The organism is Thiothrix fructosivorans (assembly GCF_017349355.1).
GTDB lineage: Bacteria > Pseudomonadota > Gammaproteobacteria > Thiotrichales > Thiotrichaceae > Thiothrix > Thiothrix fructosivorans.
In genome coordinates this window covers 528,228-550,224 of record NZ_JAFMPM010000006.1, presented here as the reverse complement: position 1 = coordinate 550,224, position 21,997 = coordinate 528,228, and the positions used below count along the sequence as shown (strand labels likewise).

Annotated in this window: 21 protein-coding genes and 1 pseudogene; 10 read left to right on the top strand and 12 right to left on the bottom strand. The window is 52.9% G+C overall.

The features are described 5' to 3' along the window. Nucleotides 1-8: 8 nt before the first annotated feature. The gene (gene rnpA / locus J1836_RS05910; protein WP_207250160.1) at nucleotides 9-386 is read right to left on the bottom strand and encodes a ribonuclease P protein component; all 378 of its coding nucleotides are present in this window, start codon (nucleotides 384-386) and stop codon (nucleotides 9-11) included. A gap of 7 nt (nucleotides 387-393) precedes the next feature. Beyond that, nucleotides 394-528 (bottom strand): 50S ribosomal protein L34, encoded by a 135-nt coding sequence (gene rpmH / locus J1836_RS05905; protein WP_002708931.1) that lies wholly within the window; start codon nucleotides 526-528, stop codon nucleotides 394-396. Between the two features lie 235 nt (nucleotides 529-763). Between rpmH and dnaA the strand changes: the two genes are divergently transcribed. From dnaA to J1836_RS05860, 9 genes are all read left to right on the top strand, one after another. After that, nucleotides 764-2,182: a chromosomal replication initiator protein DnaA gene (dnaA, locus tag J1836_RS05900; RefSeq protein ID WP_207250159.1), complete on the top strand. Its 1,419-nt coding sequence runs from the start codon at nucleotides 764-766 to the stop codon at nucleotides 2,180-2,182. Between the two features lie 244 nt (nucleotides 2,183-2,426). Beyond that, on the top strand, nucleotides 2,427-3,536 hold the full coding sequence (gene dnaN, locus J1836_RS05895) for a DNA polymerase III subunit beta (protein ID WP_207250158.1): 1,110 nt from the start codon (nucleotides 2,427-2,429) through the stop codon (nucleotides 3,534-3,536). Nucleotides 3,537-3,553: 17 nt separating this feature from the next. Next, a complete protein-coding gene (gene recF / locus J1836_RS05890) occupies nucleotides 3,554-4,651 on the top strand; it encodes a DNA replication/repair protein RecF (protein WP_207250157.1) in 1,098 nt (365 codons plus the stop codon). 30 nt (nucleotides 4,652-4,681) lie between these two features. Beyond that, the gene (gene gyrB / locus J1836_RS05885; RefSeq protein ID WP_207250155.1) at nucleotides 4,682-7,117 is read left to right on the top strand and encodes a DNA topoisomerase (ATP-hydrolyzing) subunit B; all 2,436 of its coding nucleotides are present in this window, start codon (nucleotides 4,682-4,684) and stop codon (nucleotides 7,115-7,117) included. A gap of 8 nt (nucleotides 7,118-7,125) precedes the next feature. Continuing rightward, nucleotides 7,126-9,165 carry a M3 family metallopeptidase gene (locus J1836_RS05880; protein WP_207250153.1) on the top strand — a complete coding sequence of 680 codons (2,040 nt, stop codon included), beginning with the start codon at nucleotides 7,126-7,128 and terminating at the stop codon, nucleotides 9,163-9,165. Then, on the top strand, nucleotides 9,162-9,929 hold the full coding sequence (gene xth, locus J1836_RS05875) for an exodeoxyribonuclease III (RefSeq protein WP_207250152.1): 768 nt from the start codon (nucleotides 9,162-9,164) through the stop codon (nucleotides 9,927-9,929). The genes J1836_RS05880 and xth overlap by 4 nt, the downstream gene beginning before the upstream one ends. After that, nucleotides 9,926-10,432: a hypothetical protein gene (locus J1836_RS05870; protein ID WP_207250151.1), complete on the top strand. Its 507-nt coding sequence runs from the start codon at nucleotides 9,926-9,928 to the stop codon at nucleotides 10,430-10,432. Before xth ends, J1836_RS05870 begins: the two co-directional genes overlap by 4 nt. Before the next feature lie 120 nt (nucleotides 10,433-10,552). Beyond that, nucleotides 10,553-11,392 carry a hypothetical protein gene (locus J1836_RS05865; RefSeq protein ID WP_207250149.1) on the top strand — a complete coding sequence of 280 codons (840 nt, stop codon included), beginning with the start codon at nucleotides 10,553-10,555 and terminating at the stop codon, nucleotides 11,390-11,392. Between the two features lie 44 nt (nucleotides 11,393-11,436). Then, a complete protein-coding gene (locus J1836_RS05860) occupies nucleotides 11,437-11,829 on the top strand; it encodes a VanZ family protein (RefSeq protein WP_207250148.1) in 393 nt (130 codons plus the stop codon). Nucleotides 11,830-11,840: 11 nt separating this feature from the next. On the opposite strand, the gene J1836_RS05855 is transcribed toward J1836_RS05860, so the two are convergent. The 10 genes and pseudogenes from J1836_RS05855 to J1836_RS05810 all read right to left on the bottom strand — a co-directional run bounded on the left by J1836_RS05855 (nucleotide 11,841) and on the right by J1836_RS05810 (nucleotide 21,014). Continuing rightward, on the bottom strand, nucleotides 11,841-12,623 hold the full coding sequence (locus J1836_RS05855; RefSeq protein ID WP_242632743.1) for a DUF3299 domain-containing protein: 783 nt from the start codon (nucleotides 12,621-12,623) through the stop codon (nucleotides 11,841-11,843). Next, nucleotides 12,623-13,882, bottom strand: a complete 1,260-nt coding sequence (locus J1836_RS05850; protein ID WP_207250147.1) for an ABC transporter permease — start codon at nucleotides 13,880-13,882, stop codon at nucleotides 12,623-12,625. Before J1836_RS05850 ends, J1836_RS05855 begins: the two co-directional genes overlap by 1 nt. Continuing rightward, nucleotides 13,879-14,136, bottom strand: a complete 258-nt coding sequence (locus J1836_RS05845) for a VF530 family protein (RefSeq protein WP_207250146.1) — start codon at nucleotides 14,134-14,136, stop codon at nucleotides 13,879-13,881. The genes J1836_RS05850 and J1836_RS05845 overlap by 4 nt, the downstream gene beginning before the upstream one ends. 8 nt (nucleotides 14,137-14,144) lie before the next feature. Beyond that, nucleotides 14,145-14,846, bottom strand: a complete 702-nt coding sequence (locus J1836_RS05840; protein WP_207250144.1) for an ABC transporter ATP-binding protein — start codon at nucleotides 14,844-14,846, stop codon at nucleotides 14,145-14,147. Further along, on the bottom strand, nucleotides 14,843-15,391 hold the full coding sequence (locus J1836_RS05835; RefSeq protein WP_207250143.1) for a ZrgA family zinc uptake protein: 549 nt from the start codon (nucleotides 15,389-15,391) through the stop codon (nucleotides 14,843-14,845). The genes J1836_RS05840 and J1836_RS05835 overlap by 4 nt, the downstream gene beginning before the upstream one ends. A gap of 1 nt (nucleotide 15,392) precedes the next feature. Next, nucleotides 15,393-16,499, bottom strand: coding sequence for a CobW family GTP-binding protein (locus J1836_RS05830; protein ID WP_207250141.1), 1,107 nt, complete (start codon nucleotides 16,497-16,499; stop codon nucleotides 15,393-15,395). Nucleotides 16,500-16,595: 96 nt separating this feature from the next. Next, nucleotides 16,596-17,030, bottom strand: coding sequence for a Fur family transcriptional regulator (locus J1836_RS05825; protein WP_207250140.1), 435 nt, complete (start codon nucleotides 17,028-17,030; stop codon nucleotides 16,596-16,598). Nucleotides 17,031-17,063: 33 nt separating this feature from the next. Continuing rightward, a pseudogene (locus J1836_RS05820) lies at nucleotides 17,064-17,287 on the bottom strand (DUF2237 family protein). 309 nt (nucleotides 17,288-17,596) lie between these two features. Then, the gene (ltrA, locus tag J1836_RS05815; protein ID WP_207250139.1) at nucleotides 17,597-19,285 is read right to left on the bottom strand and encodes a group II intron reverse transcriptase/maturase; all 1,689 of its coding nucleotides are present in this window, start codon (nucleotides 19,283-19,285) and stop codon (nucleotides 17,597-17,599) included. 577 nt (nucleotides 19,286-19,862) lie between these two features. Beyond that, nucleotides 19,863-21,014: an RNA-guided endonuclease InsQ/TnpB family protein gene (locus tag J1836_RS05810; protein ID WP_242632742.1), complete on the bottom strand. Its 1,152-nt coding sequence runs from the start codon at nucleotides 21,012-21,014 to the stop codon at nucleotides 19,863-19,865. 202 nt (nucleotides 21,015-21,216) lie between these two features. On the opposite strand from J1836_RS05810, the gene J1836_RS05805 reads away from it, so the two are divergent. Beyond that, a complete protein-coding gene (locus tag J1836_RS05805; protein WP_207250138.1) occupies nucleotides 21,217-21,885 on the top strand; it encodes a hypothetical protein in 669 nt (222 codons plus the stop codon). The last annotated feature ends 112 nt before the right edge of the window (nucleotides 21,886-21,997 follow it).

The window sequence follows — 21,997 nt, the reverse complement described above, 5'->3', positions numbered from 1 at the left end:
AGTGACGATTAGGGTAGGGCAGAGTATAGCTTGTGCAAGCGCAACCACAAACTGTCCAATTGCAGGAATAGTTCGGCGTTGCTCATAGTGAGGACATCAGAACGGCACATCAGCACCAAATCGACAGGGGGCAAAGTGGCTTGATGGTGGCGGAAACTTTCGCGTACCAAACGCCGAATGCGGTTACGCTCATGCGCTCGCCGCAAGGCTTTTTTGGCGATTGCCATGCCCAAACGCGGAAAGCCAACGGTGTTGGCAGCAGCGCGGGCATTCAAGCCAGTAGCATGCAGGCGTTTGCCATGCTGAAAAACCCGTTGAAAATCAATTCCACGGGTTAGACGTACATGGCGTGGGAAGCTGTCAGCCCCTAGCGAACCTGCATCCAAAATAATCTTAAGGGATCAGACGTGCACGACCCTTAGCACGACGTGCGCTCAATACTTTACGACCATCAGCGGTTGCCATACGAGCGCGGAAACCGTGGGTACGAGCGCGGTGGATTTTGCTAGGTTGGAAGGTTCTTTTCATGACAAGTCACCAATTAATTCATTAAGTCAATCACTGCCCATGCCCTAAAAATTTTACGGGTTCAGGGACAGCCAAAAAGGTGAGGCACATTAAGGGATTGCGTTAGTTTTGTCAACACCGTTATCCGGCAATGCTCAGAGCTTGCGCTTGTGGATAACTTGGCTGCGCGTCTATAATTGGACGTTCCAAAAACCTGCGTCATGCCTCGTTTCAACCCTTTTGGAACTGCCCCTCTATGCTTTGGCAACAATGTTTACAGCAACTCGAACAGGAAGTTCCTGACAGCGAAATCAATACTTGGCTACGTGCGTTACACGCGGTGGAGAAGCGCCAAGCGCTGTATTTGCTCGCGCCTAACACTATCGTGCTGCAACAAGTCCATGAACAATATTTGCCGCGCATTCTGTTCCATTCACGCATTATCACGGGTGATAATGAATTTGACGTGATGTTACAAATTGGCTCATCCGTCCCCACCGCACCACCTGCGTTATTAACAACACCGCTCCAGCAGCCGCGTTATCCACAGGCACAAGCTCTGTCGCCTCACGATGAGTGGAATCCCGTCCCACTGACCCATACCCAAGCCACTGCCGCCGCGCCAACCCCCGCCCCCATCAGCGAACGCTTTACCAATTCGCTGAATCCGCGCATGGCGTTTGCCAATTTCGTCGAAGGCAAATCCAACCAACTCGCGTGTGCCGCCGCACAACAGGTAGGCGATCAAGCCGATACCACCTACAACCCCATGTTTATTTACGGCGGGGTAGGTTTGGGTAAAACCCACCTCATGCACGCCATTGGCAATCGCATTCTCGAACGCGAACCGGGCGCACGGGTGATCTATGTGTACGCGGAACGCTTCGTCAATGACATGATTTCCGCCATCCGCAATTCACGCATGGAAGAATTCAAGCAGCATTACCGCAGTCTGGATGCGCTGCTGATTGACGACATCCAGTTTTTTGCGGGCAAAGACCGTTCGATGGAAGAATTTTTCCACACCTTCAATGCGCTCTTGGAAGGGCAGAAACGCATTATCCTTGCCAGCGACAAATTTCCACGTGATCTGGATGGCATTGAAGACCGCTTGAAAACGCGCTTCAACTGGGGCTTAACCGTGCAAATTGAATCCCCCGATCTGGAAACCCGCGTGGCTATCCTGCGCAAGAAAGCCGAGGATGTGGGCTTGCACCTGCCCAATGACGTGAGTTTTTTCATTGGCAAGCGGTTTCACTCCAATATTCGGGATCTGGAGGGTGCACTGCAACGCGTGATTGCCAGTATGCGCCTCAAGTGCGTCACCACCATCAGCATGGATTTTGTGCATAACGCGCTGCGTGACCAATTAGCCAGCCAAGACAAAATGGTGTCGATGAGCAACATCAAAAAAATCGTGGCGCAGTACTACAACATTCGCTTAACCGATATGGATTCCAAAAATCGCGCACGATGCTTTGCTCGTCCACGCCAAATTGCGATGGCACTGTCCAAAGAACTGACCAACCACAGCTTGCCGGAAATTGGTGATGAATTCGGAGGTCGTGACCATACGACCGTCTTGCACGCTCAACGTAAAGTGGTCGAATTGCGGGAGTCAGATCCCAAAATCGAAGAGGAGTACCGCATCCTATTTAGGACGTTAACAAGCTGAAATTACCTGTGCATAAGTACGGTATAACCCTGTGGATAAGCTGTGGATAAACTGTGGATAACTTTACCCCTAAAATTATCCACAAGATACTAACAGCTTATCCACATACTTATCCACAGCTTATCCACAGTGAGAAAGTGTTAAATTAGCCTTGGTAATCAATAGGATTGGAAAGTTATCCACAGAAAGTGCCTTCCCTTACTATGATTACTATTCTTTAAATACATTTAAGATATATTAAGTAATGAGACTAACCCAGACCCGCGAACACCTACTCGAATCCCTGCAAGCTACCTTGGGGGCTATCGAAAAACGTCACACCGCTCCCATTTTGGAAAACGTGTTACTGCGTATCAAAGACAATCAATCTTTTTGGCGTGGTACAGACCTTGAGCTGGAAATTGCTACCCATGCACCGATCATGGATGGCGCTGACGGGGAAATTACCCTACCTGCTCGCAAATTGGCTGACATCTGCAAATCCTTGCCGTCAGAGAGCATCGTCAATCTTGAGGTGCAAGATGACAAGCGAGCGCGGATCAGTGCAGGACGTAGCCGCTTTGAATTAGCTACCTTACCGGCTAGCGAATTCCCCGAACTCGAAGACATTGGGGATGTTCATACCTTGGAATTGCCTGAGAACGTGTTGAAACATTTGTTGGAAAGCGTGGCTTATGCAATGGCAAACCAAGACGTGCGTTACTACCTCAATGGTTTATTGCTTGAAGTCAATGCGGATGGTATTCGCACCGTCGCTACAGATGGGCATCGTTTATCCTTGTGTTTCCATACGGTGGACATGCCACATATCGAACAAAGTCGCCAGATGATTATCCCCCGCAAAGGTGTGTTGGAATTATCCCGATTGCTGCGTAGTGATTGCCAAGTACCGTTACAATTGCAAAGCAGCCAGAATCATTTGCGCGTACAACTGGATAACTTACGGTTTACTTCGAAACTGGTTGATGGGCGTTACCCTGATTACCGTGCTGCCGTACCCGGCGGTGGACAAATCCAAGTAGACCTCGACCGTAAAGCCTTCAAGGAGACCCTCAGCAGGGTCGCTATCCTCTCCAATGAGAAGTTCAGGGGGGTACGCCTATCTTTGAGCGAAAACCGCTTAAAAGTCGAAGCCAACAACCCTGAGCAGGAAGTTGCTACTGACGAATTGGATGTGCATTACGCAGGTAAGGATTTCAGCATTGGTTTCAACGTCACGTATTTACTGGATGCAGTGAACCACTTAAGCGGTGAAACCCTACGCCTGCATTGCAATGCACCTGAAAGCAGTGTGTTACTCACAGACCCCGACGATGACACGGTGCGTAATGTTATTATGCCGATCCGTTTGTAAATGCGAGAACCAATAGGGTGTGGATAAGTCGTCTTAACGTCCAACATTGCCGAGTTATCCACAGCACCGCGTTAGCATTAAGTGCACACGCGAATGTGCTATATGGGGACAACGCTTCCGGCAAGTCCAGTTTGCTAGAAGCGCTCGCGGTGTTATCGCGGGGACGCTCGTTTCGTACCCCACGGATTGCGGAAGTCATTACTCGTGGGGAAAACGAACTCACCGTTGCTGCCAGCGTGGAACAAGGCATCATTCTGCAAAGTTATCCACTGGGCATCACGAAAAGTGCGGCAGAAACGCGTATTCGTATCAACCACGCCGATGTACAACAGCAAGCGGAACTCAGTACGCACGTTCCGCTTACCCTCATTCACCCCGGTTCGGTCGAGTTACTCACAGGCAGCCCCACCGCCCGCCGCGCATTTTTGGATTGGATTGCGTTTTATCGCTTTGCTGAATTCAATCGGGCATGGCGAGACTACCAACGGGTGTTAAAGCAACGCAATGCTTGTCTACGCGACTCTAAGCAACGTCAAGCCCTACCACAGTGGACACGGCAGTTAATCGCCTTACAGCCGATTCTGTGGCGTTACAGGATGGATGCATTAACAGCATTGCAAACCGTGTTACAAGATTGCGCCGAGTTACTCTCAGCGGTAAGTTATCCACAGCTTGTGCTCAGTAGTGGCTTTCCGGTGGGGATTAATCCACAGGATGAATCGCAAATAGCACAATTTTTAAGCGAAAAAACCGAACAAGAATGCAAGCAAGGTTTCACCTTGTACGGTGCACACCGGGCAGATTTGCACATCTTGCTGGAGGGCGTTCCTGCGCTACGGATTGCGTCACGCGGGCAGCTTAAAGTACTCGCTGTGGCTTTATTGTTAGCCCAAAGTCATGCCATTGCCGATAACGCCACAAAACGCGGTATAATCGCCATTGACGACTTGGCATCAGAACTGGATGAGCAAAACCAGCAAGCGTTGTACAATACCCTGCGCACGACGCAGCAACAATTAATCATAACCGGCACACATCACCAACCCCTGAAGAATTGGGTGGCAGACGCGCAGGCGTTTCAAGTGAAACACGGGCAAGTATTTGCCGCAAACTGATCACCCCATGACCGTAACAATGGAAATAAAATGACTGAACCAACACCTGTTGTACCCACCTACGATTCCTCGAACATCAAAGTACTCAAAGGCTTGGAAGCGGTGCGCAAACGCCCCGGTATGTACATCGGCGATACCGATGACGGCACAGGTTTGCACCACATGGTCTTCGAGGTTGTGGATAACTCTATCGACGAAGCGCTTGCCGGTTATTGCAAAGAAGTCAAAGTCGAAATTTTCAGTGATGGCTCGGTACGCGTATCCGATGATGGGCGTGGCATTCCAGTGGACATGCACGAAGAAGAAGGTCGTTCAGCCGCTGAAGTCATTATGACTGTGTTGCACGCGGGCGGTAAATTCGACGATAACTCCTACAAAGTGTCAGGCGGTTTGCACGGGGTAGGTATCTCGGTGGTGAATGCGTTGTCTGCCGATTTGGAATTAACGATTCGTCGCAACGGTAAATTGCATCAGCAGATGTATAAATTAGGTGATCCGGTTGCACCACTAGCGATTATTGGCGATACCGAAGGCACAGGCACATCGGTGCGCTTTTGGCCGAGTGCGGAAATTTTCGCATTGACCGAATTTCATTACGACATCCTCGCGAAACGTTTGCGGGAATTATCGTTTTTGAATTCTGGAGTACGTATTCACCTGATCGACCGTCGTGGCGAAGGGCGTGAAGACGTGTTTGAATACGAGGGCGGCATTAAAGCCTTTGTCGCACACCTCAACCGCAACAAATCACCGATCCACAACAATATCATTTACTTCACCACCGAACGCGATGGCGTGGGCGTGGAAGTCGCGTTGCAGTGGAACGATTCGTATCAGGAAAACATTTTCTGCTACACCAACAATATTCCACAACGCGATGGCGGTTCACATTTATCCGGTTTCCGCGCTGCCCTCACCCGTACTCTGAACAGCTATATCGAAAGCGCTGGGTTAGCGAAAAAAGAAAAAATCAGCCCAACTGGTGATGATGCGCGTGAAGGCTTAACCGCTGTATTGTCAGTCAAAGTACCCGACCCAAAATTTTCCTCGCAAACCAAAGACAAGCTGGTGTCATCCGAAGTCAAAGGCATTGTCGAAGCGGCAATGAACGAACGCCTCGGCGAATTTTTGCTGGAAAGCCCTTCCGAAGCCAAGCTAATTGCGGGCAAGATGATTGAAGCGGCGCGTGCGCGTGAAGCGGCTCGTAAAGCGCGTGACATGACTCGCCGAAAGGGCGCATTAGACATCGCTGGTTTGCCCGGTAAACTCGCCGATTGCCAAGAAAAAGACCCCGCCCTCTCCGAACTATTCCTCGTGGAAGGGGATTCCGCAGGTGGTTCCGCCAAGCAAGGCCGTGACCGTCGCACTCAAGCTATCCTGCCACTCAAGGGTAAGATCCTCAACGTGGAACGCGCCCGTTTTGACAAGATGATCAGCTCCCAAGAGGTCGGCACATTGATCATCGCACTAGGCTGCGGCATTGGGCGCGAAGAATACAATATCGACAAATTGCGCTATCACCGCATTATTATTATGACGGATGCGGACGTGGACGGTTCGCATATTCGCACTCTACTGCTGACCTTCTTCTATCGGCAATTGCCGGAATTGGTGGAACGCGGTTACATCTACATTGCGCAACCCCCGCTGTACAAAGCCAAGCGCGGCAAACAAGAGCAATACATCAAAGACGACAGCGAAATGGAACGTTACTTGCTGCAATTAGCCTTGGACGGCTCGAACCTGCATTTGGATGCGCACTCCCCTGCCATCAGTGGCGAAGCCTTGGAAACCTTGGTACGGCAATACAATGCCGCCAAGCAGGTGATTAGCCGTTTATCACGCCGTTACGACCGTAATTTGTTGGAAGCTTTGCTGTTTGAAAGACTGCCCTCCACCGAAGAAACCAACAGTGTCACTGCCGAAGCGTTTGCCGAATGGGTCGGCAGTGCCATTGCCACGATGAACACGGCGGATAATGGTGCACGTACTTATACCTCGCACTTAAACAAAATTGACGATGGCGCATGGACGTTAGAAGTTAACCGCCGTCAGCACGGTCTTGACCACCGTATTCTGCTCGACCGCGATTTCTTCCTAATGCCAGAAACCAAATTGTTGATCAAAACCAATCGTGAAATGGATGGTTTGCTCGGAGAAGGTGCGGTGGTGATACGCGGCGAACGCAAATACGAAGCGCAACGTTTCGACCAATTGGTGGAATGGTTGATGAAAGAAGCTAACCGTGGTTTGCAAATCAGCCGCTATAAAGGTTTGGGTGAAATGAATCCTGAGCAGTTGTGGGATACCACGCTGAACCCCGAAACGCGCCGTTTGATGCAAGTCCGCGTCGAAGATGCGATTGCTGCCGACGAAGTGTTTACCATGTTGATGGGCGATGAAGTCGAGCCGCGTCGTGACTTTATCGAAAAGAATGCGTTGTCTGTTTCCAATCTGGACGTGTGAGGTTTCACGTGAAACAAGAAAATCCCTTGCTGGACATCAGCAACCTGCCGCTGTTCTCGCAAATCAAGCCGGAGCACATTACCCCTGCGTTAGACGTGGTGTTGCAAGACAACCGCGCATGGTTAGACCAAACGCTGGATACTGAAACACGTTTCACGTGGAACAATCTGGTTGCGCCGATGAACGAAGCAGGTAATCGCTTGGATCGCATGTGGTCGCCCGTGAGTCACATGAACGCGGTGGTCAACACCGAGGAATTACGTAAGGCATACAACGATAACCTGTCGCGGCTGAGTGATTACCACACGGAGTTAGGTCAGAACGCGAAGTTGTATCAAGCCATGCAGTCCGTGCGTGATAGTGAAACGGGGTTGGATACGGCGCAACAGAAGAGTTTGGATGATAGCTTGCTAGGTTTCACGCTATCCGGTGTAGCTTTGCCGGAAGCGCAAAAAGAGCGTTTCCGTGCCATCAGTCAGGAACTCTCACAACTGACTTCGCGCTTTTCCGACAATGTGTTGGATGCGACAAATGCGTGGACGAAGCAGATTCTGGATGTGAACGCGTTGGCAGGTTTACCTGAATCCGCATTGGAAATGGCAGCCCAAACCGCCAAACAGCGTGATATGGAAGGCTGGGTGATTACCCTGCAATTCCCTTCTTACTTCCCGGTGATGACGTATGCCGATAACCGCGAATTGCGAGCGGAAGTGTATCGGGCATACACCACGCGTGCTTCGGAACTCGGTGCGAATGCGGAATGGGATAACACGCAAGTGATGTGCGACATTCTGCGCTTGCGTCAGGAAGAAGCCAGTTTGCTGGGGTACGCCAATTTTGCTGAACTCTCCTTGGCAACCAAGATGGCTGAAAGCCCGCAGCAAGTGCTGGATTTCCTCGAAGACCTAGCACGTAAATCCAAGGCATTTGCGAAAACCGAATTTGCCGAGATCCAAACCTTTGCGCGTGACCAGTTGGGGCTGGACGATGTGCAAGCGTGGGACGTGGGTTACGTCAGCGAGAAGATGAAACAAGCGCGTTTCGATTTCAGCGAAGAAGATTTGAAGCCCTACTTCCCTGCTGCCCGTGTGATCAGCGGCTTGTTTACCTTGGTGGAAAAACTCTTCGGTGTGCGCATCGAGCAGCAAGCTGGTCACATTGATCTATGGCATAACGACGTGCGTTTCTATCTGGTGTATGACCGTAGCGGTGCGGTGCAAGCGTGTTTCTACCTCGATTTATACGCCCGTCAGCACAAGCGTGGTGGGGCGTGGATGAGCGATTTCTGCGGACGTTTTCGGCGTGCCGATGGCGTGCAGATTCCGGTGGCATTCATGACGTGCAATAGCAGCGCTCCTGTCGGTGACAAGCCTGCGCTGTTTACTCACGATGAAGTGGTGACGTTGTTCCACGAATTTGGGCACGGTTTGCACCACATGCTCACGCAGGTCGATTATCCCGATGTCGCGGGTATCAATGGCGTGGAATGGGATGCGGTCGAGCTGCCGAGCCAGTTCATGGAAAACTGGTGCTGGGAACGCAGCGTGCTGGACATGATCGCGGCGCATTGGGAAACGGGCGCAGCCTTTCCGGAAGCCTTGTTCCAAAAAATGCAAGCAGCGCGGCATTTCCAAACCGCGATGGCGACAGTGCGCCAATTGGAATTTGCGCTGTTTGATATGAAGCTACACCTTGACCCGCAAGCCGCAGAACCCGGCAAAGTCGCAGCGATTCGTCAGGCGGTATTGGAACAGGTCGCGGTGATCAAACCCCCTGCTTTTAACCGGATGCCGAACAGCTTTACCCACGTTTTTGCCGGTGGTTACGCGGCAGGCTATTACAGTTACAAGTGGGCGGAAGTATTGTCGGCAGATGCGTTTGCGCGCTTTGAAGAAGAAGGCTTGTTTGATGCGGGCGTGGGCGAAGCGTTTCTGAAAGAAGTATTGCAAGTCGGTGGTTCACGCAAAGCAATGGAATCGTTTGTTGCCTTCCGTGGGCGTAAACCTTCAGCGGATGCTCTGCTCCGCCACAGCGGTCTTGCTGTATGAAAATCGCGACATGGAACGTCAATTCGCTACGGGTGCGCCTACCCCACGTCTTGCAATGGCTGGCAGCCGTGCAACCGGACGTGTTGGCGATTCAGGAAACCAAAACGGTGGATGCACAGTTCCCGTTGGTGGAATTGCAAGCGGCAGGTTATCACACCGTGTTTGCTGGGCAGAAAACCTATAACGGCGTGGCAATCCTCAGCAAATCACCCGCGACGGACGTGATGACTGACATCCCTGATTTAGACGATCCGCAACGCCGCATCCTTGCCGCTACGCTCGACGGGGTGCGCGTGGTGAATTTGTACGTGGTCAACGGTTCGGAAGTTGGTTCGGATAAATACGCGTACAAGCTTGACTGGTTGGCGCAAGTGACCGCGTGGTTGCAGCAACAAGCGGCACTTTATCCGAAGCTCGTGGTGCTAGGTGATTTCAACATTGCTCCTGAAGACCGTGACGTGCATGATCCCATAGCGTGGGGAGACGGCATTCTCTGCTCTCCACCAGAACGTGCCGCGTTGCAAGCGATTCAAGCCGTGGGCTTAAGCGATACCTTCCGCCAGTTTGCGCAGCCGGAGAAAAGTTTTAGCTGGTGGGATTACCGTGCGGCGGGTTTCCGCCGCAATCACGGCTTGCGGATTGACCTCATTCTTGCCAGTAAACCGTTAGCTGACGCTTGCCAGTCGTGCGTGATTGACCGTGAACCGCGTACTTGGGAAAAGCCCTCCGACCATACGCCCGTCATTGCCGAGTTTGCGGGATGAAGGCTTATTTGCTGCTGGGCGTGGTGGTGTTTGCTGTGACCGTGGCAGGTAAAGTGCTGTGGGAGAGTCGCAGCACTTCACCCGCTGTGCCAGTGGCTGCGCTGACGCTGCAAATCCCCTGCGATTTACAGCAAGCGCCGTGTGTGGCAAGCGACAGCCAAGGGCGTAGCATTCGCTTCAGCATCAACCCGCCCACTATTCCGTTAATGCAAGAACTGACCGTGCAGGTGGAAACGACGGGCTTGCCGGATGTCACCAGTATGCGCCTGACGGTGGTAGGCGTGAATATGTTCATGGGCTATCAGTACGCGGATTTGCAAACGGTTGGTACAGGGCATTTTCAAGGCAAACTGATCTTGCCCGTTTGCACTTTGGAAAAGATGCAATGGTTAGCGACATTGGATGCATTAACACCCACCGCGAAGGTTCAGGCAACTATCCCATTCACGACCGTTAGCAATACGCCCCTCCCTCCATTCAATCAACAATTGCTTGATAAGTAATCAAAATAATTAACCCGTATCCGTCGGGCGTAAAAACCCCCTTACCCATCTGCTTAACGTTGTTATTCAGTCAATAATCGCTTTTCATGGGTGTTCTGTCAGAACGCGGTTAGAAACTCGATGCCAAGCCATAACAAGAATAAGCAACTTCACGCCTTGAAGTGCAGTGTATTGCGTTGCACGCAAGCCCTGTGCGCTACCCTATTTTTCATGGGCACTATGCCAAGCATGGCTGATATTCCTCTTTCGCTGTCGCATAATCTCGACCTGTCGGCGGAATTACCGGAAGTATTGCACGTTAAAGCGAGTGACATTGCGTGGCAGATTCGTACACAGGATGGCACTCAAGTAGCACCGCCTCTCGTCGGTGCTTCCCCGCAAGTCACCTTACCCAACGGCACGTATGAGGTGCAGTTGTCGGTCGGTGGCTATACTGAACATAAAACCGTGCAAGTGAACGCAGGGCAAGTCACCACCTTGCCCTTCTCCCCCAAGGTTGGGCGTTTGCGGGTGAGGAGTCTGACAACAGCGGATTGGCAAGTCACCGCAGTGGCGGTGGGTGCGTCAGCACGTGCTTACCCGCACAGCACGCAACTCGACACGTTGGTGGCAGCCGGTGATTATGAGGTGGAAGCCAAGCGTCCGTTTGGGATTAGCTATAAGCAACGCCTCTCGGTAACAGCGGGGATGTTGACGGCTGCCAGTATCCAGATTCCCACCGGTAAAGTCAGTTTGATTGCGACATTGGGGGATGCCCCCGCGTTGCGCCCGATGACATGGACGGTGTATCGCTTGGATGGGGCGAAACAACTAGTGGCAGCCCCCCGCCGCCATTCGGCGACCTTAGAAGTATCGCCGGGGCATTACGAAGCCGTCGCCAATTTGAATGGTTTGGAACGCCGCCGCAGCTTCACGGTGTTGACGGATACCCGTAATCAGATTGTCATTGCGATGGATTAATCGGTATGCTGGCGCTCTAACTCTGATAAAGAAGCTATATTCCCATGCAAGCTATTCTCGCGCGATTTAGGCTGAACGCGCCTCGCACTCGCCTTATTCTGAAATTTTTATTTGTTGCGTTGATGTTATTAGGCATCGTTGCAGCCTTACTGCCCAGCAGTGGCGAAAGTTTACTGCCCTATACTGACAAATTCTTACATGCAGGCGCGTTGTTTGGTTTCGCGGTGTTACTGGATTTGGCAACGCCCCGTCATTTCTGGCGTTGGAAAGTGCCGGTGTTGCTGGGGTATGGGGCGCTGATTGAAGTCGTGCAAAGCCTGACGACATGGCGTTCGGCTTCGCTGGCAGATTTGGCGGCAGATGCGGGCGGTATTCTGTTGTATTGGGTGGTGTGGCGGCTGGCGTTACAACGCCTTGTGCCGCACAACAATGGCTGAATCGCTGCCGTTTAGTCTTGACGCGCCGTGCTTTCGTCTTCCTCATAGACTTCGACAGACGCATCTTTGATTTGGTAGCCCGCTTCTGCTAAATCGGTGTGGACTTGCTCCGTCACAATCGTGCCGGATACCCAAACAGGTTCGTACATGCGTTCCATGCCGATGCTTTTGCCTTCCAAGGGTTTGACCAACAAGGTTTGGTTGAGTGGTGGCGGTGGTACGTGAATGCACGCGCCAAAGTAAGGCACGAGCAGGAATTCTTTGACCATGCCTTGTTTGTCATCGGCTTCTAAGGGCGAGATAAAGCCGGGGATTTTGATCTTTTTGCCGTTCAGTGCGGCGTTGACGGGGGCTGAATTGAGTTCAGCTTGCACTTTTTCCATCATAGCATCTTCAGCGGGATCGCCTTCGGGGATGGCATCAATCTGGGGCTGGTATTTTTTCATGATGTCTGCCAAGCCTTGTCCCGGCATCTCCAGATTTTCCCACTCGATTTCGGTGAATTCGCCGTCTTGTTTGGGGGCTGCACCTCCCTCCGTTGGTTTAGTCATCTCTTGGATTGGCGTGCCAATCGCGGGCGCATCCACGGGCAATTCGGCTTGTGCGGTCGCTAATGCCTCGGCAGCAGGTGAGAGTGCGGGGGTATCTTTATCAGTGTCTGCGATGCTTGGTTTCGCCACAATGGCGGGTGCAGTGGTGGTGGGTGGTGTGGCATCTATGGCAGGCTTTTCTTCACCACAAGCAACTAATAGGCTAGCGAGCACCAATACGGGCAGAATTGTTGTCTTCATCATTAAACTCTTACAGTCAAACCATCTTGCAGGGAACGGCGGTAGGCAATTGCTCCCGGAATCAGGCTAAACAGTAGCGCAAGCACCGCTACCACTGCAAGCAACAAGCCGTCATTCAGATCAGGAATCCACGTCCTCAAGTAAAAACCGTATTCCGCCATTACCCACGGGCGGGCGGCTAATAGTCCGATGAATACCAGCCCTGCCCCCAATAAGCAACCCAGTACTGCAATGACCGATGCTTCCAGCACGAACAGCAAAAATACGTGGCGTGGGTGTGCGCCGACCGCTCGCAAGATCGCCATTTCGCGCCGCCGCTCGTTCAGGGTGGATAGCAGCGTGGTCAACATGCCGAGCAAGCCCGCCACCACCACAAAACCGGTGATAATTCGCAACACGGTTTCAAACATGCCAATCGCTTGCCAGAGTTCGGCGAGGGCAATGCCAGGGACGGTTGCCAGCAAGGGTTCGCGCTGGTAATCGTTGATCTCACGTTGCACCCGGAACGCGGCGGCACGGTTTTTCAGCCCGACCATGAAGGCGGTGATCACTTTCGGTTGCAGGTTTTTCTGCAAGGCGTCTACTGCACTGATTTGGTAGCCGGGGACTTTGGTTCCGCCTACCCAGTCAACATGGATGGCTTCGATACCTTCCAGTGAGACGTGTACGGTGCGGTCGATGGGCGTGCCTGTGGGTTTGAGGATGCCGACAACATGGAAAGGCTTATCGTCGTGCAAGGTGAAACGGGTGGCTGCCGCGCCGTGCGCAATCACGATGTTGTCGTTGAGTTGGTAGCCAAGTTTGCGAGCCACTTCTGCACCCAAGACGGCATCAAACACGCCTGCAAACGGCTTGCCTTCAGCGAATTCCAGCAAGCGTTTATCGCCGTGGCGGTAGTAGCGAAAATAATCCTGATTCGTACCCAGTACGCGATAGCCTTGATGCGAATCGCCGAGGCTAATGGGGATTGTCCATTCCACTAGCGGCTTGCTGGCGACGTCTTGGTACGACTGCCAACTGATATTATTGGTGGCGTTGCCAATGCGGAACACGCTGTAAAGCAGCAATTGCACCGGGCCGCTGCGTGCGCCCACCACTAAATCCGTGCCGGAAATGGTGCTGAGGAAACTGCTTTTGGCTTCCTTGCGGATGTATTCCACGCCTAATAATAGCGAAACGCTGATGGCGATGGAAAACAGCGTGAGCAGCAGGCTGGCGCGGCGATTCCACAGGCTGCGGAGGGTGAGGTGGAGTAGGATCATGATTCGCGGCGTTTTTCGCGCAACATAAAGCCATACAGCCCTTCGACTTTTTCCCGCGCCCATGGAGTTTTGCGCAAGAATTTCAGGCTGGAGGCAATGCTGGGGTCACTGGCAAAACAGCGCACGGGGATGCGTTCCGCTAAGCCTTCCCAGCCGAAGTAGTCTACCAATTCGGTGAGGATAGTTTGCAGGGTCAGACCGTGCAGTGGGTTGTTGTTTTGCTTTCGGGGTGGTTGGTCAGTGGGTGATGTCATGCGCGGTTTCACTTTGGGTTGGGTGTTGATGGGATTAGCGTTTGATTCACTTTAGCCAAATCCACCACTCGTGGAAAGTGGCTGGCAATGTGAGGATCATGGCTCACGAACACAATGGTACTGCCCTGCGCTGCCGCTTCTTGGAACAACAAGTTCAGGAAACCATCACGGGTATCCGTATCCAACGCCGACGTGGGTTCATCCGCAATAATCAGTTCGGGGCTGCCGATCAGGGCGCGGGCGACGGCGACGCGCTGTTGTTGCCCCACGCTCAGGTCGGTGACGGGGCGTTCCCACAAGTTGCGATCTAGCCCCAGATGTTCCAACAAGCGGTTGGTGGTGGCTTGCATATCCCCTGCCTGTTGCTTGCGCCGCGTGGAAAAATGGCAAGGTAACTGCACATTTTCGCGCACCGATAGATACGGCAACAGGTTGAACTGCTGGAAGATCACGCCCATGTGATCCGCACGAAACCGGTCGCGGGCGGCATTATCCATGCTGTGCAAGGCTTGCCCCAGAATAGTCAAGCTACCGCTGGCGGGGTGCAGAATTCCAGCCAACAGGTTGAGGAATGTGGTTTTACCGCTGCCGCTTGCGCCGCGAATAAATAGGTGTTCGCCTTGGGCAACGTGCAGTTCGGCAATAGCCAGCGTGTCGCGGCTTTGCCCTTGCCAGCGATAGTGCAGGTTGCGTAGTTCGATGACGTTCATGGGGTCAGCTTGAGGGTGTCATCCTTGTCCAATTCCACCGCTGATGCGCCTTTATCCGTTACCCATTCCGCTTTGATGTGCTGGAAACCGTCGGGGAACGCGGCGAAGAGTTTCACCGCCACTTCTTTCAGTTCGGCGGGTTGGGTGCAGGCAAATGACCAAGTGACGTCCATATCGTTGTGGGCTTCATTAGCAGTCTCGGCGGCATTTCCCAACAGAGCGGAGACAACTTCGGCACTTTTGAGCGTGCAACCCGCTTCGGTATTCATGCTGAATAATTCTGCCCCTGCTTTGAGCTTTTTCACCGCATCAGCGAGTTTTTGCTTGTCCGCATCGGTAGTGGCGGCATGTTCAAAGCCGACAATATTGGCGGCGGGGGATTCGAGCATGATTTCCAGCCCTTCCTCGCCAACCGCGAGGGCGAGGGTGGCAGCACCGTGTTCGTGTGCGCCGTGTTCTTCGTGTTCGTGCGTGTGGTCATCAGCGTAAAGGTTGCTGGTGGACAGTGTCAGGCACAGGCTGAGGAGGATGCTAGGGTAGTTCATATTATTCTCCAGTGGACGGTGAAGGGGTGACGGTTTGGGTAAACGAGGTCAGCAAGTTACTGACAAAAGCTTCGTCGAGATCGGCGGTGATGAATACAAAGCGACTGCGTTGGTCAGCGTCAGGCCATGCGGGAAGTTCCACCGAGGGGTAAAACAGGTGTTGCACCGCGTGTAGCACGATGGGGCGACCGGGATATTCTTGCACGTTGACGATGGCTTTCATGCGTAACAGACGGGCGCTGCAAAATTCCACCAGCGTGTCGAGTGCTTCGGAGACACCTGCCCACGGCAAGGGCTGGTCGAATTGCAGGGAAAAGCTGCGGATGCGCCCATCCGTGCTACCGTGCGTGGGGGGGCTGGGGTTGAGGATGCTGGGTTGTTTGAGTGGTAAACTCGCACTGACGACGCGGAAGTTTTCTGCCGCAAGCCACCGCTTGGCTTTGACAGGTTCGGATTGGTGGTAAGCGCGGAGTTTGAACACATGGTCGGGGTCAACGTTGCCGTGCTGAACATGCACGAGCGGTGCGGATGGATTGAGGCTGGCAAGGCGGCTTTCGAGCTGTTGGATGATGGCAGCATCCGCAAGGTCGGTTTTGGTCAGCAGCAAACGGTCTGCACCCGCCACTTGGCGCACGGCTTCAAAGTGCTGGTCGAGTTGACCATTACCGAATACCGCATCCACCGTGGTAACAACCCCATCCAGATAATGGCGTTTGGCTACCCAGTCGGAACGCAGCAGGGTTTCGAGGATCGGCGTGGGGTCGGCAATGCCAGTGGTTTCGATGATAATGCGTTCATAGGGGGGGATTTTGCCATCGCGCCGCCCCATCCACAGATTTTTCAGGGTGGGGACGAGTGAACCTTGGATTTCGCAGCACACGCACCCGCCGGACAGCAGTGCCATCGTGCCTTGGGTGTTATCGACCAGTTGGTGATCCAGCCCGATACTGCCGAATTCGTTCATGATGACGGCGGTCAAGGGCGGCGCACGTAGCAAGCGTTCCCAGAACGAGGGTTTCAGCAGGTTGTTGAGTACCGTGGTTTTGCCGCTGCCGAGAAAGCCGGTGAGCAAGGTGATGGGGATGCGTGCATCTACCGCGTCAGTCATGGTGGATTCTCATACGGATCTCTTTTGCAACAAGATTGCATTAATATAGCGGGTGATCGCTTGCAGGGCAAGCTCCTACAGAAAGAGGGGTGGTGTTTAAGACTGTTGTGTGCAGGCAGGGCAACGCCCTTGTAGGGTCACGTCCACTTGCTCAAGCTGGTAGCCCGGTGGCAGTGCAAACAAGAACGCGGGTTGCAAATTTTCTAAACAAAACACTTGTTCGCATTGCTTACAATGGAAGTGCGCGTGCTGGTGCGGAATGCCTGCTTGGGCGTTGTAGCGCCAGGTGCGGTCTGCGCCGCTGATCTTGTGCGCCATGCCTTGTTCCACCAACCAGTCTAACGCTCGATACAAGGTCACGCGGTCAAACGTGTAACCCTGTTGCAGTGCGAGCTGTTCAATTTCCTGATGGCTCAGGGCGGCGTTGGCTGCGAGCAGAATCCCCAACACCCCAATTCTGGCGGGGGTAATTCGCCCGTTGGATTGCTGAAGTAATACACGGGCTGCTTGGTCATGCTGGGGTAACGTCATGTGCTTCTGACCTTATTTTTCTCGGTGTTAGGTTTACGATAAGTCGATGGCATGATTTTTTAGGTCATCCAATGACAGGACTTGTAAGCAGGCTTGATGCGTGGCGCGTACTACGACACGTGGTGCTTTTCCGGCTTTGAAGGCTTCTTGCCAGCGTCTTGCTTGTTGGTGTTGCAAGAGCCGTCGCGGAAAAATCCGGTGATGGATTTGACCCCGCATTCTTCCAGTTCCGTACCGAGTACATTGAGGCGTTCCATCATGTCCATGCTATTCGCTCTTGATCGTGATTGTAGGTGCTGAAGATAGTAACCGACTGGTAGGCATTAAGTAAGCCGCGCTTGCTTTGGTGTGGGGAACAAAATCCGTTATTTCAAACCTATCCAAATCTACCTATAGCTAACTAAAAGTAGTCATGGTGTTGAATTCCTGCTTCACGGGGGCTGGTTTCGTCTTCGGCTTGCGCCCAAGACCAGAGCCGTCCGTCGGGTAAGAACAGTACATTACTGCACCATCCTCCCCTAAGAACCGTACTTGTGATTTTCACCACATACGGCTCAAGCCTCTCTTCAGCCACTTTTCAGGGTGGTCGGCAACCCACGGTTTACACGGCTGTGTAATTGTCGGTGACAGTCCGGGTGCATTAAGACCAAGTTCCGCGAGTCATCCGTACCCCCTTTTACCCGCCATATAACATGGTGGACGTGCCACCCTGTTTGCTTGGTCAGGTTTTGCCCACAAGCGGTACACTTGCCGTCCTGTGAGTGCCAGAGGTATTTGATCCTAGCGCCGTGGGCTTCCTCCTTGAAGTGGCGTTGAAACCGCTCCTCAAAGTATTCTTCCTGCGCCGGGTCATAGGGGTTCGCATCTGCCTTAATCTTGACATGCCGGACAATGGGAACAGAGGATGCCTTGAACAGGTCAAGCCACACCCCATTCCCTTTCCTGTCCAGCACCTTTACCCTAAACGTCCAGTTACACCCATTGTGGTGAGGCCAATACTTAGCCTTGACCCACATTTTGGGTTTGTTGGGGTGTCGCCGTCTTGCCCATTTCCATAGCTTTTTCCAGATGGCATGATCAACATCGGAAAATGTTTCCTTTGCCACTTGGTTTTTGTGGTACTCCGTCCATCCCCGTATTTTGGGGTTGAGGAGGCGGATCAGGTTTTCCTGTGTGGCGGTCTTATTACTGTCTATCAGTTGCCTGATGCCTGCCAAGAAGTTTTTAACGTTCTTCTTGGCAGGTTTGATCATCATCTTCCCGTTGTACTTGCGGAAATTCCAGCCCAGAAAGTCGAAACCTTCTGAGATGTTCACCACCTTGGTCTTTTCCGGTGAGAGGATTAGTCCCCTTGCCTCCAGAAACCGTTCAGTGATGGTTTTGGCTTCTTCCAGCACTTCCGGGCTTGTGCCCGTGATGATGAAGTCATCGGCATATCGGATATAATTGACCTTGGTCGCCCTGCCACGTCCAGTGATTTTTGGGAAGGCTTTAGCCAGTTTACCCGCCAATCCGTCCAGTGCCATGTTTGCCAGTACGGGGGATATGATACCGCCCTGTGGAGTGCCTGCTTCCGTATCGGAGCGCACCCCTTTCCACACGAACCCTGCCTTCAGCCATTTCCTGAGTATCGCCGTATCCGTAGGGATGTTGGCGAGCAACCATTCATGGCTAATGTTATCAAAGCACCCGGCGATGTCTGCCTCCAATACCCACTTTGCCTGCGTTTTTTGCGCCATGCTGATGAATATCTGTTCCGCTGCGTCCTTGCAACCCCGTTTTGGCCTGAACCCGTATGAGTTCGGGTCGGCTGTGGTTTCCGAGATGGGTTCAAGGGCAAGCAAGTGAAGTGCTTGCATAGCCCTGTCTTTCATCGTCGGGATGCCTAACGGGCGTTGCTTGCCGTTTGCTTTGGGAATATATACCCGTCTCAGTGGCTGGGGCTTGTAGCCCCTGCGTTTGAGACCCACTATTGCTTTGGCTTTGGCCGGTGGAGTGTCCCAAGTTTCATTGTCCACCCCGGCAGTCTTTTTGCCGCTGTTTTCCGTGACACGTTTGACCGCCATGCATTTGGCGTAAAACGAGTGGGTCAGTAGCCATTGCAAGGATTTTGCCTTGCGGTGCTTCCCTTCCCGGATTGCCTTTGCAATACGCACTTGCAGCTTTTGGGTGGCCTGATGTGCTTTTGCCCGGTCAATTCCGTGCCAATCCACCACGCCATCGGGGGTGGCACACTTGGCTTGCGCTTCGTTCATTTGTCCAACCTCCTGTAAAAGTCCTACAAACTCTCCTGCAAAGAGAGACCCGCCAGAAGTCTGCACCCTTTTGGGCAGGGTGATGTTTCAACCCCTGTCCACCCCATTACAGAGTGGCATTCGCTTTTTCTGGCATCCCATACCCGCATTCCCATCGGCTTCCCTTACGGTCGGCTTGCCATTGCTGGCGGGGATACGGGCTTATCCTGTTCCACTTGAGTGACAATGATGGGGTAGACCCTGCCTGTTCACCGATGGCTGTTGTGTCCGCGTAATCCCATGGAGGAGGGGATTAACCAGCCATTTGCCTTTTGGCTCAAGCTTGTCAGCATCTTTAGCTCGTTCTGCTTTACGATGTTTATCAGCAGTTCACTTTCGTTAGTCATACCATCAAGCCTAGCTCCCATCCGCATTGATGCTTACAGATAGCGTGTTTCCTCACGAAACCTACGCCGCCTTATGGCAGGTTACTTTGTCCTGACCGCTTCACACCGCACCGTTACCAGCACCGCATGGGTCAGTAGGCTACTGGTGGCGAAACACCAGGTTTCTCTTTTGCTTTTGACAAATGAAACAATCACTTAAGAGGCATCAGGTCGCACCCTCCACAGGCAGACACCGTGTAACTCACGGCATATCCTTCTAAATTCTTGGTGGCGTTTATGTCACGATCATGAACTGCACCGCAAACGGGGCAAGTCCATTCACGTATCGACAGCGGCAGCTTGTCCACTTTATACCCACAACCGGGGGCAAAACAGGTTTTGCTGGAGGCAAAAAACCGATCAGCCACCACGACTACTGCTCCGCGCATCCCCGCCTTGTATTCCAGTTGGCGGCGGAACTCAAAAAAGCCCATGTCACTGATCGCACGGGATAAATGGCGGTTCTTGACCATGCCGGACACGTTTAAATCTTCAATACCGATGGTGTGGAAACGACGGGTTAGGTCGGTGGTGAGTTGGTGCAAACTGTCTTGGCGGATGTTGGCAATACGTGCGTGAAGTTTTGCCAGCTTCTGTTGCGCTTTGTGGCGGTTGGCACTGCCTTTGATCTTGCGGGACAGGCGGCGAGATAGTCGTCTTAGACGGGAAAGCAAGGCTTTATGCGGCTTCGCCCCTGCCACTTTTTCCCCCGTTGACAGGGTTGCCAGTGCGGATACGCCCAAATCCACCCCCACCGTACCTTGGTTTTCGGTAGGCGGCAGGTGGTGATAGTCTTGCGTATCCACGGTGATACTGGCGAACCACTGGTCAGCGGTACGGGAAACCGTGGCAGAGAGGATTTTGCCGGAAAAGCGTAACGTTTCCCGCATTCGCACTAACCCAAGGTTGGGAATGCGGATGCGGCAAGCGTCGATGCTAAATTGGTCGTTGGTGAGGGTGAAACTGTCGCGGCTTTTGCTTTTCTTTTTGAATCGCGGGTACTGGGCACGCCCAGCAAAGAAGTTCTTGAACGCTGCACCGAGTTGGATGATCGCCATTTGTGGGGCATTTTTGGTGACTTCCAGCATCCACGGGAATTGCTCGCGCTTGATGGCATTCAATTGACGGCGCAAGCTCATTTGGTTGGGTTTGGGCTGGGTGTTGTCGTCTTGCCATGCCGCGTATTGGGTTTGCCATTCCGCCAATGCCCAGTTGTAAGCAAAACGCGCCGTACCGGCGGCTTTCGCCAAGTACGTGGCTTGCTGGTTGTTAGGGGCAAGGCGGATTTTGTGGCTGATGATCATGGCTGACAGAATGCAATGCAGCGTGATAGTTGTCTAGTCAAGGGTATTCTTGCTGCTACTATTCGCGGATAAACGGTAACTGGTTTTTTAAAAACTATCCAAAATGGATAATAGTGGATAGATTTGAGTAGATTTTATAGTAACTGCTTTAACCCTGACCCGTTTTGCGGAGACTGTCCCTCGGCAAGAAGCGATTACTGCCTTGCTGGCACTAGCTAAGGATGAAGCCAACCCGTTACACCCCGCCGCGTTCCAGCTTTTGGGCAAGCTGCAAGCCACCGAGGCATTGCCCTTGCTGGAGTCCAGTTTGCAAACACTGGAACAGGAATACCGTGCGTGGCGCGACAGCCGTGATCAGCATCCGGCGGATGATGCGGATAGTGAAACCTTCGCGCAGTGGCAGCAGGCGGTGAAAAAAGCCACGCCGAAACACGCTTACCTAGCAGCACATTACGGCTATGCCTTGGCACAAATTGACCGCGCTAAGGGGATGCAAGCCCTTGCCCACGATCTGGCGGATGTGCGCGAAGGCGCGAGTATCGGTTTTGCGTTGGCGGCGACTCCTGACACGTTACAGGTGTTGGATGCTGCGCAAGGTCAGCGTAAGACGGCTGAACCGCTGTTCCAGCAAGCGGTTTTCCACGCCATTGATAAGGCGTTGACCCGGCTGGAAACCGCTGCGGATGACAAGGCGTTAGCGTCATTGGAAAGCTGGCAGGTAGCGATTCAATCCCGTTCCGACGCGGATGCGGTGCGCCAGCGGTTGAGCTGGACGATCAGCATGATTAAGCATTATAAAGCGTTGGATAAGGAATTTAAGGGGAGGTATGGGGTGGAGCGGGTGAAGGATGCGACCAACAAGGTGCAGTGACACCGATAAGTAATCAGGGATGTGCCGGATCCGGGCTAAAGATCCGGCACGTTGCAAACGAGACATTATGGGGGCTGATCATCTCGCCTGTCCCCGAACAACCACGTTAAGA